Here is a 13,876-nt window from a genome sequence, read left to right on the forward strand (position 1 = left end):
GTTTAAGATGGTACCGATCGGTTGTGCTGATAGCTCGTATAGCCTCCGCGTGCATCATTGCCCCGCATGCCGCTGCTCCGACTTCAGGAAGTCCACGAAGGCGCGCACGGGCACCGGCAGGTGCCGGCGACCGGCATAGTAAAGGAACGGCCCGGGAAAGCTGGTCTCCCATGCTGCGAGTATGCGAACCAGTCTCCCGGCCTCGATCTGCGGCATCAGGAACTCCTCGAAGGTACGTATCACCCCCAGGCCGTCGACGGCCGCGCCGAGCTCGAGGTCGACCGAGTTGGCGAGCACTGCCGGCGGCGGCGCAATATTCATCGCCATTTCTCCCTCGCCAAATTCCCACGGCAGCGAAACGCCGTTCTGGAATCGGTGGCGGATGGTCGCGTGGTCGAGAAGATCGCGCGGATGCCGCGGTTCGCCGTGACGGGCGAGATAGTCCGGAGCGGCCGCGGTGATGTAGCGCTGCACGCGCGGACCGATGGGAATTGCGATCATGTCCTTCTCGACGCGTTCCTCGTAGCGCACGCCGGCATCGAAGCCCGCGGCAAGCACATCGATGAAGCCATCCTCGGCGGTGACCTCCAAGGTGATCGCCGGATGCGCTTTCATGAATCGGCCGACGAGCGGCGGCAGGATGACCCTTGCGACGATGGTCGGAACGTTCAACCGCAATGTACCTGCCGGACTGTCGCGCTCGCTCGCCACCTGATCGAGCGCTCCGGCAATCTCCCCGAGCGCCGGCGACAGCCGCTCGAGCAAGCGCTTGCCCGCTTCCGTCGGCGTGACGCTGCGCGTCGTGCGGTTGAGCAATCTGACGCCGAGTCTCGCCTCCAGCCGTCGCAGGGCTTCGCTGAGCGCCGAAGCGGAAACGCCGCGCTTGCGGGCGGCCGTACGAAAGCTGCGGTCGCGTGCAACCGCTGCAAAGGCGTCGAGATCGGCAAGCGGCAGATCATGCATTGTGCAAAATTCAGAACAAGTCGTTTGGCTTGTGGGTGATTATCGCACACTGCCTTCCGAAGTAAACATTGCATCGACGCAAGCGGCCGCGGGACGGCCTCATCAAAGGAGAAACGAGATGCATATGGTTTCGCTCGGGAATTCCGGTCCGAATGTCTCGGCAATCGGGCTTGGCTGCATGGGAATGTCGGGCATGTACGGTCCGTCCGATCGCGCGGAAAGCATCGCCACCATTCATGCTGCCCTCGATGCGGGAATCACCCTGCTCGACACCGGCGACTTTTACGGCATGGGGCACAACGAGATCCTGATCGGCGAGGCGCTGAAGGGACGCAATCGAGACCAGGTGCAGTTGAGCGTCAAGTTCGGCGCATTGCGGGATCCGGCCGGCGCATGGCTCGGTTACGATGCACGACCGAACGCTGTACGCAACTTTCTCGCCTATACGCTGCAGCGCCTCGGTGTCGAATATATCGACGTCTATCGCCCCTCCCGTCTCGATCCGAACGTGCCGATAGAGGAGACGATCGGTGCCATTGCCGACATGGTAAAGGCAGGCTATGTGCGCCATATCGGTCTCTCCGAAGTCGGCCCGGACACGATAAGGCGGGCGGCAGCCGTTCACCCGATCTCAGACCTCCAGATCGAATATTCGCTGGTTTCGCGCGGCATCGAGGACGAGATCCTGCCGGTCTGCCGCGAACTCGGCATCGCCGTCACGGCCTACGGTGTGCTGTCGCGCGGGCTGATCAGCGGCCACTGGCAGAAAGATGCCGCAAAGGGCGGCGACTTCCGAGCGATGAGCCCCCGGTTTCAGGAAGGAAATGTCGAGCGAAACCTCGCCTTGGTCGAGGCGCTCAGACGCATCGCCGAGGCCAAAGGCGTTACCGTCGCCCAGATCGCCATCGCCTGGGTCGCCGCTCAAGGTCACGATATCGTGCCGCTCGTCGGTGCGCGCCGGCGGGACCGTCTCGCCGAAGCACTTGGCGCGCAGGCGGTCCGACTGGACGCTGACGACATGTCTGCGATCGAAAGCGCCGTGCCGAAAGGCGCCGCCGCCGGGGCGCGTTATCCGGAAGCACAGCTCGTGCACATGGACAGCGAGCGGCAGAGATGACGAAGGAACGCCGGACCGGGCAGCCCGGTCCGGCATTGTGATCAGATAGCGCCGGAGAAGGTGTCGCAATCCGACATCTTGCCGCTGTCGAAGCCCCGCTGGAACCACCGCATCCGCTGCTCGGACGTGCCGTGATTGAAACTTTCCGGGACGACATAGCCCTGCATGCGCTTCTGCAGCGTGTCGTCGCCGATCTGGGTCGCAGCGTTCAGCGCCTCCTCCAGATCGCCACGCTCCAGCAGCCCCTTCTGCTCGGTGTACTTGCCCCAGATTCCGGCGAAGCAGTCCGCCTGCAGTTCGACCCGGACCGACATCTGGTTCGCTTCGGCCTCGCTCATGCGTTGCCGCATTTCATTGAACTTGGGCAATACGCCGATCAGGTTCTGGACATGATGGCCGACTTCATGCGCAAGCACATAGGCCTGGGCAAAGTCGCCGGAGGCCTCGAACTTCTGGGCCAGCTCGTCGAAGAAGCTCATATCGAGATAGACCTTGCGGTCGCCGGGGCAATAGAAGGGACCCGAGGCGGACGAGGCAAAGCCGCAGGCCGAGCGGACCGAGCCGCTGAACAGCACCAGCCTCGGTTCTTCATATTGCTCGCCGCTTGCCTGGAAGATGCCGTTCCAGGTGTCCTCCGTTTCGGCAAGAACCGTGGCCATGAAGGCCTTCATCTCTTCTTCCTCGGCCGTGCCCTGCGGCGCCCCGGAGCCGTCGCTCTGCTCGAAGCCCGGCATGTTCGCCGGGCCCCCACCCTCGAGCACCTGGAGCATGTCGATGCCCATCGCCTTCAGGACGAAATAGAGAATGACGAGGAAGATGAGCGTGCCGAAGCTCATGCCGCCACCGGCGCGACGCATTCCGCCGCCACCACCGGGCAGGCGGAATCCACCGCCACGACCGAAAGGACCGCCTCCCCGGGGGCCGGCCCCGCGTTGATCCTCGATGTTTCCGGACTGGCGGCGGCCCTTCCATTCCATGATCTGTCCTCCAGAAGGCGTCGCCTCTACTTTAGCGCGCTGAGTGATTTTATAAGCCGGGGCGGCGATCCTTGTAAAACGCAATCGCCGTCACCCGGTTGCATCCGACGCATCGTTTTGTCGAGCGGAGCTGCCGGCGCAAAGGGCAAGGGCCGCAGGATTGACGCTCGCGCCGTGTTCGGCTCCAATGGAAAGCAAGCGACGGGAGGAACAGATGAAGGCAGTGCGTCTGGAGTCGGTGGGCAATATCTCCGTTCGGAACGTCGAGATTCCCGTGCCCGGGCCTGACGATCTGCTCGTCAAAGTGGAAGCCTGCGGCATCTGCGGAACCGATCGTCATCTTCTTCATGGAGAATTTCCGTCGACGCCGCCGGTAACGCTCGGCCACGAATTCTGCGGCATCGTCGTTGAAGCCGGGAGCGGCGTTCGAGACATCGCACCGGGTGCGAGGATTACCGGAGATCCCAACATCTCCTGCGGTCGCTGCCCCCAGTGCCAGGCGGGCCGGGTCAATCTCTGCCGGAACCTGCGCGCGATCGGCATCCATCGCGACGGCGGCTTCGCCGAATACGTCCTGGTGCCGCGCAAGCAGGCGTTCGAAATTCCGCTTACTCTCGATCCCGTGCACGGCGCTTTCTGCGAGCCTCTCGCCTGCTGCCTGCACGGTGTCGATCTTTCGGGCATCAAAGCGGGCTCGACGGTGGCGATCCTGGGCGGCGGCGTGATCGGCCTGCTGACGGTGCAGCTCGCGAGGCTCGCCGGCGCCACGACGGTCATTCTGTCGACACGCCAGGCAGCGAAGCGTCGTCTGGCCGAAAATCTCGGCGCCACCGCATCGGTCGACCCGTCGGCCGGCGACATCATCGAGGCGATCGCGGGTCCGGCAGGTCTCGTCCCCGGAGGGGTCGACGTCGTCATCGAGTGCGCCGGGGTCGCGGAAACGGTGCAGCAGTCGACGCGCCTCGCCAAAGCGGGCGGTACGGTCGTGATCCTCGGCGTGCTGCCGCAAGGCGAAAAGGTCGAAATCGAACCGTTCGACATTCTTTTCCGCGAGCTCCGCGTGCTTGGTTCCTTTATCAATCCCTTCGTCCACAGCCGCGCGGCCGACCTGGTTGCGACAGGCGCGATCGAGATCGACCCGTTGATTTCACGACGCATATCGCTCGATGAGGCGCCTGATGTCATTTCAAATCCCGCCGCTGCCGGCGAGGTGAAGGTATTGGTGATCCCGTCCGCCAAGCGGGTGGCGCAGCAGTAGCGATTCCATAGGAGAACCGTTGGTTCGAGAGGCGGAACAAATATCTTCGCTTTCTTGTCGATTCCCGAATTTTCGGGGTTCCGCTGGCGAAAACATTTGCCTATAAGCCGCTTCTAGCCTGAAAAGACCATCAATGCGCGACCCGGCCGGTGACCTCCCAACCTGGCCGGTTTTTCGCGCAGCTAGAAACGGATGATTGCCCATGCCGAAGCGCCAAGATATCAAATCGATCCTCATCATCGGCGCGGGGCCGATCGTCATCGGTCAGGCATGCGAATTCGACTACTCCGGCACCCAGGCGTGCAAGGCGTTGAAGGAGGAAGGCTACCGCGTCATCCTGGTCAACTCCAATCCGGCGACGATCATGACCGATCCGGGCCTGGCGGACGCGACCTATGTCGAGCCGATTACGCCCGAGGTCGTCGCCAAGATCATCGCCAAGGAGCGCCCGGACGCCCTGCTGCCGACCATGGGCGGACAGACGGCGCTCAACACGGCCCTGTCGCTGCGCCGCATGGGCGTGCTCGACCGCTACAATGTCGAGATGATCGGTGCGAAGCCCGAGGCGATCGACAAGGCGGAAGACCGTGCCCTGTTCCGCGAGGCCATGGCGCATATCGGCCTGGAGACGCCCAAGTCGCGGCTGGCGAACGCCACGGACATCAAGGACCACGACCGCAAGTCACACGAGGCGGAGCGCTCGGCCCTCAAGGCGAAGCTTTCCGGTGACGAACTCGACAAGGCGCTGGACGAACTCGAAAACCAGTGGAACCTGGGCGAAGGCGATCGCAAGCAGCGCTATGTGAACCATGCCATGGCGATCGCCGCACAGGCGCTCGACGATGTCGGCCTCCCCGCGATCATCCGGCCGTCCTTCACGCTCGGCGGCACCGGCGGCGGCATCGCCTATAACCGTTCGGAGTTCTTCGAGATCGTGGGCAGCGGTCTCGACGCGTCGCCGACGACGGAAGTCCTGATCGAGGAATCGGTCCTCGGCTGGAAGGAATATGAAATGGAGGTCGTCCGCGACAAGGCGGACAACTGCATCATCATCTGCTCGATCGAGAACATCGATCCGATGGGGGTCCACACGGGCGATTCGATCACCGTTGCGCCGGCGCTGACCTTGACCGACAAGGAATATCAGATCATGCGCAACGCCTCGATCGCGGTGCTGCGCGAGATCGGCGTCGAAACGGGGGGCTCGAACGTGCAGTTCGCCGTCAACCCTGAAAATGGCCGCCTCGTCGTCATCGAGATGAACCCGCGGGTCTCGCGCTCCTCCGCACTCGCATCGAAGGCCACCGGCTTCCCGATCGCCAAGATCGCCGCCAAGCTCGCCGTCGGCTATACGCTCGACGAGCTCGAGAACGACATCACCGGCGGCGCGACGCCCGCATCCTTCGAACCGTCGATCGACTACGTCGTCACCAAGATCCCCCGCTTCGCCTTCGAGAAATTCCCGGGAGCCGAGCCGACGCTCACGACCGCAATGAAGTCGGTGGGCGAAGTCATGGCGATCGGCCGGACCTTCGCCGAATCGCTGCAGAAGGCGCTGCGCGGACTTGAGACCGGGCTGACCGGACTCGACGAGATCGAGGTTCCCGATTTCGACGACAACGGCGACGGCCGCAATGCCATCCGCGCTGCGCTCGGCACGCCGACGCCGGACCGCCTGCGCATGGTCGCCCAGGCGCTGCGTCTCGGCATGAGCGAAGCCGAAGTGCATGAAGCCTGCAAGATCGACCCCTGGTTCATTGCCCAGTTCAAGGCGATCGTAGACATGGAGGCGCGCATCCGCGAGCACGGCCTGCCCACCGACGCCGAGAACCTCCGCATGCTGAAAGCGATGGGCTTCTCCGACGCCCGGCTCGCGACGCTTACCGGCAAGCGTCCGAAAGAGGTGGCAGAGCTTCGCAACGCACTGAACGTGCGCCCCGTCTACAAGCGCATCGACACCTGCGCGGCCGAGTTCGCATCGCCGACCGCCTACATGTATTCGACCTACGAGACGCCTTTCGTCGGTGCCGCCCGGTCGGAGGCGCAGGTTTCCGATCGGAAAAAGGTCGTCATCCTCGGCGGCGGACCCAACCGGATCGGCCAGGGCATCGAATTCGACTACTGCTGCTGCCATGCCGCCTTCGCACTGAAGGACGCCGGCTACGAAGCGATCATGATCAACTGCAATCCGGAGACGGTTTCGACAGATTACGACACCTCCGACCGGCTCTATTTCGAGCCCCTGACGGCAGAGGACGTGATCGAGATCATGCGTGCCGAACAGGAAAACGGCACTTTGCACGGCGTCATCGTCCAGTTCGGCGGCCAGACTCCGCTGAAGCTTGCCGAAGCGCTAGAAAAGAACGGCATCCCGATCCTCGGCACCGCGCCGGACGCGATCGACCTCGCCGAGGACCGTGATCGCTTTCAGAAGCTCCTGATGAAGCTCGACCTCAACCAGCCGAATAACGGCATTGCCTACTCCGTCGAGCAGGCCCGCCTCGTCGCCGGCGAAATCGGCTTCCCGCTGGTCGTGCGCCCGTCCTATGTTCTCGGCGGTCGCGCCATGCAGATCATCCATTCGGAAAGCATGCTGCAGAGCTATCTGCTCGATACCGTTCCGGGGCTGGTTCCTGAAGATATCAAGCAGCGCTATCCGAACGACAAGACGGGCCAGATCAACACCCTGCTCGGCAAGAACCCGCTCCTCTTCGACAGCTACCTGACGAATGCGATCGAAGTGGACGTCGATTGCCTTTGCGACGGCAAGGATGTCTTCGTTTCGGGCATCATGGAGCATATCGAGGAAGCCGGCATCCACTCGGGCGACTCCGCCTGCTCGCTGCCGGTGCATTCGCTCGGCACGGAGATGGTCGACGAGCTGGAGCGTCAGACGGGGGCGCTCGCCAGGGCGCTGAATGTCGGCGGTCTGATGAACGTGCAGTTCGCCATCAAGGACGGCACCATCTATGTGCTCGAAGTGAACCCGCGCGCTTCACGCACCGTTCCTTTCGTCGCCAAGACGATCGGCGCGCCGATCGCCAAGATCGCCGCCCGCGTCATGGCCGGCGAAATGCTCGACGAGGCGATCGCCGCCTATGGCAAGAAGCCGGATCCGCGCAACCTGAAACATATCGCCGTCAAGGAGGCCGTCTTCCCCTTCGCCCGCTTCCCGGGCGTCGATACGCTGCTTGGCCCGGAAATGCGTTCGACCGGCGAGGTCATCGGCCTCGACACCGATTATGCCCTGGCCTTTGCCAAGTCGCAGCTCGGTGCCGGCGTCGACCTGCCGCGCGACGGAACGGTTTTCGTTTCGGTTCGCGACGAGGACAAGAAACGGGTGCTGCCCGCGATCCGCATTCTCGCCGATATCGGCTTCAAGGTCATGGCGACCGGCGGCACGGCGCGCTTCCTGGGCGAGCAGGGCATCGTGGCAACCAAGATCAACAAGGTCCTGGAAGGACGGCCCCATGTCGAGGACGCCATCCGCAACCGGCAGGTCCAGCTCGTGATCAACACGACCGACGGCAACAAGGCGATCTCCGACTCGAAATCGCTTCGCCGTGCGACGCTGATGCAGAAGGTGCCCTATTACACGACGATGGCCGGCGCCGAGGCCGCGGCACTCGCGATCAAGGCACTGAAGGCAGGCAACCTCGAAGTGCGTCCGCTGCAGAGCTACTTCGAAGCCTGACCATTGCGGATTTACGCTTCTGAACGCAGCCTGAACGTCCGATTCAGGCTGCGTTCCATTGCCGCATGGTTCCATGCCCCGACATGCGGAAACGGATCACCCGTGACGCGCATGGTTGGGGCAACGACATGCAGCTATATTTCTTCGATCTCCATTGGGATGACGATTGTTTCACCGATGACGAGGGCATCCTTCACTTCGATGAGGGATCGGCGCTCTATTACGCCCAGCGTATTGCCGACAGGATCGGCCGCGACGCGGATTATGGTTCCCTGAAAGTCGCGATACGCTCGCAGGCAGGCGCGCTCCTTGCAACGGTCACGCCTTCGCAGGGCCGCGCCGCCGAACAGGAAGCCCTGCTCGGCCGCCGCCCCGGCCTGTTCCCGCATCCGTTCAAAGCCGGCCTTGCGCCGGCCGCCGCTCGGTGAACGCTACCGGATGGCTGCCCTGTCCTCGCATCGCGCCAGCCGCAGGGTCCTGATCCCGAAGAAGAGCGACGCGGCGGCGAGAACGCAGCCGAGCGCGAAAACGCCCAGCATTGCCGTCGAAATCACCCGAGCGCTGACACCTTCGGCGAATCCTCCGGCATTGGCGACCGCTCCGAAAACGGCCGCACCGATCGCGTAGCCGGCGGATTGCAGCGTCGGCAGCAGCGCCGAGGTCTTGTCGCGTTCCTCGATGGTTGAGACGTTCATCAGCAGCTGGCTCAGCGTTCCCCAGCAAAGGCCGAAACCGGCTCCGACCGCGCTCTGGCTGACGAAGACGAGGCCGTATTCGCCGGAGCCGACGGCGAGCGTCAATCCGCCGAGGCCGAGGCAGAGGAACAACGGCCCGGTCCAGACCAGCCGTACGCGCGTCTCGTGAGAGCGAAGGCTCGCGACGATGATTGCCGTCAGGCTCCAGGATATGGCCATCAGGGCGTTCGAGAAGCCGGCGGCGGTCGGGCCGAAACCCCAGAGATGTTGCAGGGTGTAGACGAGATAGACGGAGCCCGAGGCCTGTGCCAGAGGCATCAGCAACACGACCCAAAGCCCCGTTCCAAGCGGGCGGTCGAACGAAAACGCGCCGAAGGGGAGGATGGACTGCGGCGATCGGCGGTCGAAGCGAACGGTCGCGACGAAGACCGCGAGTGCCGCCGCCAGCAGCGCCGACATCCTGTAGCCGTCGGCAGCCGTATTCGAGAGCGAGATCAGCATTATGCCGAAGCCGAACGCCACAAGGCGCAGCAAGGGAACCGGTCCGGCCGCCCTTGGACCTTGTTTTGGCTGACGAAGGATTGCGACGACGAGCGCTATGAAGATTGCGGCTGCCGGTATGTTGACGAAGAAGGCGGCGCGCCAGGACCAATATTCCGTGAGCAGGCCGGATATCAGCGGCCCGCCGAAGGCGGCGGCAGCCCATACGATCGCTTCTGCGCCGAAGATCTTGGGCACCAGCCGCTGTGGAAAGAGCTCCGGTATCAGCGCGTAGCACAGGGCGGCAATGATACCCTCCCCAAGGCCCTGGAGCACCCTCCCGGCCAGAACCTGCGGCATGCTGCTCGCCATCGTCGCGATGGCCGTGCCCGTCGCGAAGACGAGCGCGGCAACGATCAGCGTGTTGCGCGCACCGAACCGGACCTTCAGGCTTGCCGCCAAGGCGCCACCGACGATGGCGAAAACGAGGTAAAGCGTGAAGGCCCAGGACAACAGGGCGGCTCCGCCAAATTCCGCGACGGCTGTCGGCAACGCCGTCGAGACGAAGAACTCGTTGAAGGCAAAAAGCGCGACGCCAAGGCACAGCGTCACGGTTGCGGCGAGGTGGCGCGGCCGAAGGAGCTCGCTCCAGCTCCCCTCCTCCACGTCGATCTCCGTCTGCGGCGCCGGATCGGCCACTTGTGATTCCTCTTCGACTAAACTCATGATTCGGCTCCGTGTGGTTGGTATGGAGCCGGCACTGATACGACCTCAATCGCGGTTGAGGTAAAGAGGCTTGACTGCAGAATCTCACCTTTACCCCAACCCGCCGGAAGCCGCGGATCGATATGACGTGCGGCGCGAGGATCGCGAAAAATCTGGCTTTCGGACTTCGGATTCTGTTATAAGATCGGTTCGGTTTGTTCGGACGGTTCCGGTGCTTGCGCTCCGGAGGCCGTTTTCTTTTGCGCTGGCGCCGCCGAAAGGCGGCGCCGCGTGTTTGATGAAGGATGATGAAATGGTCGACAAGGTGCCCATGACACAGGGTGGATTCGTCAATCTGCAGGAGGAGCTGCGCTGGCGCCAGCAGGAAGAACGGCCGCGCATCATCGAAGCGATCGCCGAGGCCCGCGCCCATGGCGACTTGTCGGAAAACGCCGAATATCATGCGGCAAAGGAAGCCCAGAGCCATAACGAGGGAAGAATTTCCGAACTCGAAGACCTGATCGCGCGCGCCGAAGTCATCGATCTTTCGAAAATGTCCGGATCGAAGATCAAGTTCGGCGCCAGGGTGAAGCTCGTCGACGAGGATACGGAAGAAGAAAAGACCTATCAGATCGTCGGCGATCAGGAGGCCGACGTCAAACAGGGACGCATTTCCATCTCCTCTCCGATCGCCCGCGCGCTGATCGGCAAGGAAGTCGGCGACTCGATCGAAGTCAATGCGCCCGGCGGGTCCAAGGCATATGAGATTCTCGCCGTTCAATGGGGCTGACCTGCCTTTAGGGGCGCGCCGGCCCGTGCCGCCCCTCCTCCCTTGAATTGATTGTCGCAGGCGCAAGGAGAGCGCACAGGTGGTCGATATCCGCGACGTCGAAGTGATCGCGCCCAATTTCAAGCAGCGCCTGTCCGGCGTTACCTCGACAATCATTCAGCTGGTGCCTGTGCAGCGTGCCCTTGGACAGAAGATCGCGGTTCTCGGGCCGGGCCTGCCCAAGAGCCTTCCTTCGGTCCGCTTTCGCGATCTCATTCATCTCTGGAAGAGGCCCGAAGGCCGGCCCTGCCGCGTTTGGCACGCGCGTCGAAACGTCGAAATGCTTCCGGCCATCCTTCTGCGCGACCTGCTGCGCATGAAGATCCGGATCGTCTTTACCTCCGCTTCGCAACGCCGGCATACCGGCTGGAGCAAGTTCCTCATCCGCCGGATGGACGCGGTTATCGCCACCAGCGGCAGGACGGCCGCCTATCTCGATGTACCGAACACCGTCATCCTGCACGGGATCGACACCAAGCGCTTTCAGCCACCCTTCGACAAGACGGAGGCGAAGAAGGCACTCGGCCTCGATCCCGCGAAGAAATTCGTAGGATGCTTCGGGCGCGTACGACATCAGAAGGGGACCGACCTCTTCGTCGACAGCATGATCGCCCTCCTGCCCTGCCGGCCGGGCTGGGGCGCTATCGTTGCCGGGCGGGCCACCGGCCCTCACCTCGCCTTCGAGTCGGAACTGAAGGAACGCGTCGCCAAGGCCGGTCTCGCCGACCGGATCCTGTTCGTAGGCGAACACACGAATATTCCCGACTGGTACCGCGCCCTCGATCTCTTCATCGCCCCGCAACGCTGGGAAGGCTTCGGCCTGACGCCGCTCGAAGCAATGGCGACCGGGGTCCCCGTCGTAGCAACCGATGTCGGCGCGTTTTCGGAACTGGTAACCAGCGGTTCCGAAGAGACCGGCCTCATCATCGCGGCCGACGATCTCAAGGCGATGGTCGATGCGGCAGCCGCCTTCATGGACGACCTGCCGCGGCTTGCCGCCGCCGGCGCCAACGGCCTGGCACGGACCGCCGAAAACTTCGCCATCGAGCAGGAAGCGCGCGCGATCGGAGCGGTTTACGAAAGCCTGATGCGCTGATCTGGCTACGGCTTCGAGGCAAACAGCTGCAGATAGGCGTCAGTGATCGCTTCCCTTGAGAACTGACCGACAAGCGTCTCGTGTCCGCGCTCGGCCAAGCGCGTGCTCAGGGAATTGTCGGCCACGATCTGCTCGATGGCGCGGGCGAAACCTTCGGCATCGCCGATATCGACCATCAGGCCGTTTTCGCCGTCGCGCATGAACCATTGCGGCCCCTCGGAATGGGTCGATACGACTGGCGTTCCCTGGGCCCATGACTCGAGAATGACGTTGCCGAGCGGCTCGTGGCTGGACGACATCACGAAGACATCGGCCGCAGCCAGGAAGGGCCTCGTGTCTTCCTGCCAGCCGGCAAAGCGAACGCGGCTGGAAACGCCTAGGTCCGTCGCGAGCTTGTGCAGATTGTCACGCTCCTCTCCATCGCCAAGCAGCCAGAGATAGATCCCCGGCAGTCTGGCGACCGCTTCGATCAGCGTATGAAATCCTTTCCGCTCGACGAAGCGGCCCATGGACATCACGACGGGCGCATCGGCTGGCGTATCGAGCATTGCCCGGTCTATCGCCTCGACGCGCCCGGTGCCGGTGAAATTGGAGATGACCCTTATCTCCCGTTTCCAGCCGAGACCTCGAACGCGCTCGGCAATTCCCGGCGTGTTGCACACGATGCAGTCGGTGTTTCTGAAATAGCTCAACCGTGTCGGATAATCGCCGAGGCGCGAGATCTTGAGTGCGCCTTTGTAGTTCGGCATCAACTCGCTTGCCCGGGGCGCCCAAGCCATCAGGACATCGGGCTTCTCGCGCCGCGCCATGTGCTTCACCTTCAGCGGCAGCAGGATCCGATCGAGCGAGAGGTTGCGAAAATGGCTTTCCCGGATCGTCGCGGCGCCTTCGATGTCTCGCCGCCAGCCGCGTCCGGGGCGGATGATCGCCGACTGCTCGACGCCGCGTTCCGCAAGCGCATTGACCAGGTGTACGAAGAAACGCTCGGCGCCGCCGTCCTTGCCGAAATGAAAGTGAGTGACTTTCATCGCTTTGCGACACCTCTGTCGAAAAGGTCGAGATAAGCGTCGGTGATCGCTTTTTCGGAGAAGCGCGTGCGCAAGGTTTCGCGGCCGCCGGCGCTCAGCCTCTCGCGAAGTGCCGGATCGTCGCGTAGCCGGCGAATGGCCTCCGCAAGACCCACGTCATCGCCGCGATCGACCATGAGAGCATCGCTCTCATGCGTCATCACCCAGGATGGCCCCTCAGCGCGAGAGGCTATCGTGGGCTTTCCGGCGCCCCAGCCTTCAAAGCAGACATTGCCGAGAGGCTCGTGCGACGAATTGATGACGAAGGCGTCGCCGGCGGAGAGAAAACCATAGGCGTTGGTCTGCCATCCGGTGAAGCGGACGCGATCGCGAAGCCCGAGTTCGTCGGTCAGCTGCTCGAGCTGCTCTCGTTCCGGACCATCGCCGACCAGCCAGAGATAGGTGTTGTCCACCTCCTTCACGGCGCGGATGAGCCCTGCGAAACCCTTGCGTTTGACGAAGCGGCCCATGCCGACCACAACGAAGGCATCCGCCGGTGTCTGCAGGTCGGCCCGCGCTACGGGCGGTGCAGGCTTTGCGCGGGTGAAGTTCGCGATCACCTCGATGTCGCGCTTCCAGCCAAGTTCGCGAACCTTGGCGGCCATATCCGGTGTGATGCAGACGAGTGTCTCGACATTGGTATAGTAGCCGAGATGTTCGGGATAATCCCCCAGCCGGGAAATGCGAAATGCCTTGGCATGAGCCGGCATGAAGCGGCTCGCCCGCAACTGCCAGGCCATTATGACGTCCGGCTCGAACTCGCGAAGGACCCGGTTCATCCGCCATTTCAGGAGGAAGCGAGAAAGCGAAATGCGCCGAAAAACCCCTTCATAGATCGTAGCACTGTTCTCCAGGTCCTTACGCCAGCTGCGGCCCGGGCGGATCAGTGCCCGTTGTTCGACGCCCCTCTCATGCAGCGCATTGACGAGATTGACGAAGAACCGCTCCGCACCGCCCTCCGTGCCGAAGTGAATATGCATGACCTTCATGCCGAA

The 13,876-nt window shown here is 63.1% G+C and carries 11 protein-coding genes; 6 read left to right on the plus strand and 5 right to left on the minus strand.

The window, feature by feature from the left end; all coding sequences use genetic code 11:
- Positions 1–54: 54 nt before the first annotated feature.
- Positions 55–963, minus strand: a complete 909-nt coding sequence (locus tag CN933_RS26515; protein WP_018097682.1) for a LysR family transcriptional regulator — start codon at positions 961–963, stop codon at positions 55–57.
- Between the two features lie 118 nt (positions 964–1,081).
- Between CN933_RS26515 and CN933_RS26520 the strand changes: the two genes are divergently transcribed.
- Positions 1,082–2,080: an aldo/keto reductase gene (locus tag CN933_RS26520; RefSeq protein WP_018097683.1), complete on the plus strand. Its 999-nt coding sequence runs from the start codon at positions 1,082–1,084 to the stop codon at positions 2,078–2,080.
- Between the two features lie 41 nt (positions 2,081–2,121).
- Here CN933_RS26520 and ypfJ read toward each other — a convergent pair whose 3' ends face one another.
- Positions 2,122–3,057: a KPN_02809 family neutral zinc metallopeptidase gene (ypfJ, locus tag CN933_RS26525; RefSeq protein WP_018097684.1), complete on the minus strand. Its 936-nt coding sequence runs from the start codon at positions 3,055–3,057 to the stop codon at positions 2,122–2,124.
- A 214-nt stretch (positions 3,058–3,271) separates the two neighbouring features.
- Here ypfJ and CN933_RS26530 point away from each other — a divergent pair, with 214 nt between their 5' ends.
- The 3 genes from CN933_RS26530 to CN933_RS26540 all read left to right on the plus strand — a co-directional run bounded on the left by CN933_RS26530 (position 3,272) and on the right by CN933_RS26540 (position 8,437).
- Entirely contained in the window at positions 3,272–4,315 is a 1,044-nt protein-coding gene (locus CN933_RS26530; protein ID WP_020487510.1) for a zinc-dependent alcohol dehydrogenase family protein, read from the plus strand.
- Between the two features lie 202 nt (positions 4,316–4,517).
- On the plus strand, positions 4,518–8,009 hold the full coding sequence (carB, locus tag CN933_RS26535) for a carbamoyl-phosphate synthase large subunit (protein WP_018097686.1): 3,492 nt from the start codon (positions 4,518–4,520) through the stop codon (positions 8,007–8,009).
- An 83-nt stretch (positions 8,010–8,092) separates the two neighbouring features.
- The gene (locus CN933_RS26540) at positions 8,093–8,437 is read left to right on the plus strand and encodes a DUF6894 family protein (RefSeq protein WP_018097687.1); all 345 of its coding nucleotides are present in this window, start codon (positions 8,093–8,095) and stop codon (positions 8,435–8,437) included.
- 3 nt (positions 8,438–8,440) lie between these two features.
- Here the strand turns inward: CN933_RS26540 and CN933_RS26545 are convergent, their stop codons facing one another.
- The gene (locus CN933_RS26545) at positions 8,441–9,883 is read right to left on the minus strand and encodes an MFS transporter (protein WP_018097688.1); all 1,443 of its coding nucleotides are present in this window, start codon (positions 9,881–9,883) and stop codon (positions 8,441–8,443) included.
- Between the two features lie 319 nt (positions 9,884–10,202).
- Between CN933_RS26545 and greA the strand changes: the two genes are divergently transcribed.
- The gene (greA, locus tag CN933_RS26550) at positions 10,203–10,679 is read left to right on the plus strand and encodes a transcription elongation factor GreA (RefSeq protein WP_003529568.1); all 477 of its coding nucleotides are present in this window, start codon (positions 10,203–10,205) and stop codon (positions 10,677–10,679) included.
- 79 nt (positions 10,680–10,758) lie between these two features.
- On the plus strand, positions 10,759–11,814 hold the full coding sequence (locus CN933_RS26555; protein WP_018097689.1) for a glycosyltransferase family 4 protein: 1,056 nt from the start codon (positions 10,759–10,761) through the stop codon (positions 11,812–11,814).
- 5 nt (positions 11,815–11,819) lie between these two features.
- Here the strand turns inward: CN933_RS26555 and CN933_RS26560 are convergent, their stop codons facing one another.
- Both CN933_RS26560 and CN933_RS26565 read right to left on the minus strand, forming a co-directional pair.
- Entirely contained in the window at positions 11,820–12,842 is a 1,023-nt protein-coding gene (locus CN933_RS26560; RefSeq protein ID WP_018097690.1) for a glycosyltransferase, read from the minus strand.
- The gene (locus CN933_RS26565) at positions 12,839–13,870 is read right to left on the minus strand and encodes a glycosyltransferase (protein WP_018097691.1); all 1,032 of its coding nucleotides are present in this window, start codon (positions 13,868–13,870) and stop codon (positions 12,839–12,841) included. The genes CN933_RS26560 and CN933_RS26565 overlap by 4 nt, the downstream gene beginning before the upstream one ends.
- Positions 13,871–13,876 lie beyond the last annotated feature (6 nt).

The sequence above is a fragment of the Sinorhizobium sp. M4_45 genome (genome assembly GCF_002885915.1).
Lineage (GTDB): Bacteria > Pseudomonadota > Alphaproteobacteria > Rhizobiales > Rhizobiaceae > Sinorhizobium > Sinorhizobium meliloti_A.

What these genes read in the sequence shown, in the direction of transcription:
- CN933_RS26515 (WP_018097682.1), bottom strand. Translation starts at nt 963, where the DNA reads ATGCATGATCTGCCGCTTGCCGATCTCGACGCCTTTGCAGCGGTTGCA.
- CN933_RS26520 (WP_018097683.1), top strand. Translation starts at nt 1,082, where the DNA reads ATGCATATGGTTTCGCTCGGGAATTCCGGTCCGAATGTCTCGGCAATC.
- ypfJ (WP_018097684.1), bottom strand. Translation starts at nt 3,057, where the DNA reads ATGGAATGGAAGGGCCGCCGCCAGTCCGGAAACATCGAGGATCAACGC.
- CN933_RS26530 (WP_020487510.1), top strand. Translation starts at nt 3,272, where the DNA reads ATGAAGGCAGTGCGTCTGGAGTCGGTGGGCAATATCTCCGTTCGGAAC.
- carB (WP_018097686.1), top strand. Translation starts at nt 4,518, where the DNA reads ATGCCGAAGCGCCAAGATATCAAATCGATCCTCATCATCGGCGCGGGG.
- CN933_RS26540 (WP_018097687.1), top strand. Translation starts at nt 8,093, where the DNA reads ATGCGGAAACGGATCACCCGTGACGCGCATGGTTGGGGCAACGACATG.
- greA (WP_003529568.1), top strand. Translation starts at nt 10,203, where the DNA reads ATGGTCGACAAGGTGCCCATGACACAGGGTGGATTCGTCAATCTGCAG.
- CN933_RS26560 (WP_018097690.1), bottom strand. Translation starts at nt 12,842, where the DNA reads ATGAAAGTCACTCACTTTCATTTCGGCAAGGACGGCGGCGCCGAGCGT.
- CN933_RS26565 (WP_018097691.1), bottom strand. Translation starts at nt 13,870, where the DNA reads ATGAAGGTCATGCATATTCACTTCGGCACGGAGGGCGGTGCGGAGCGG.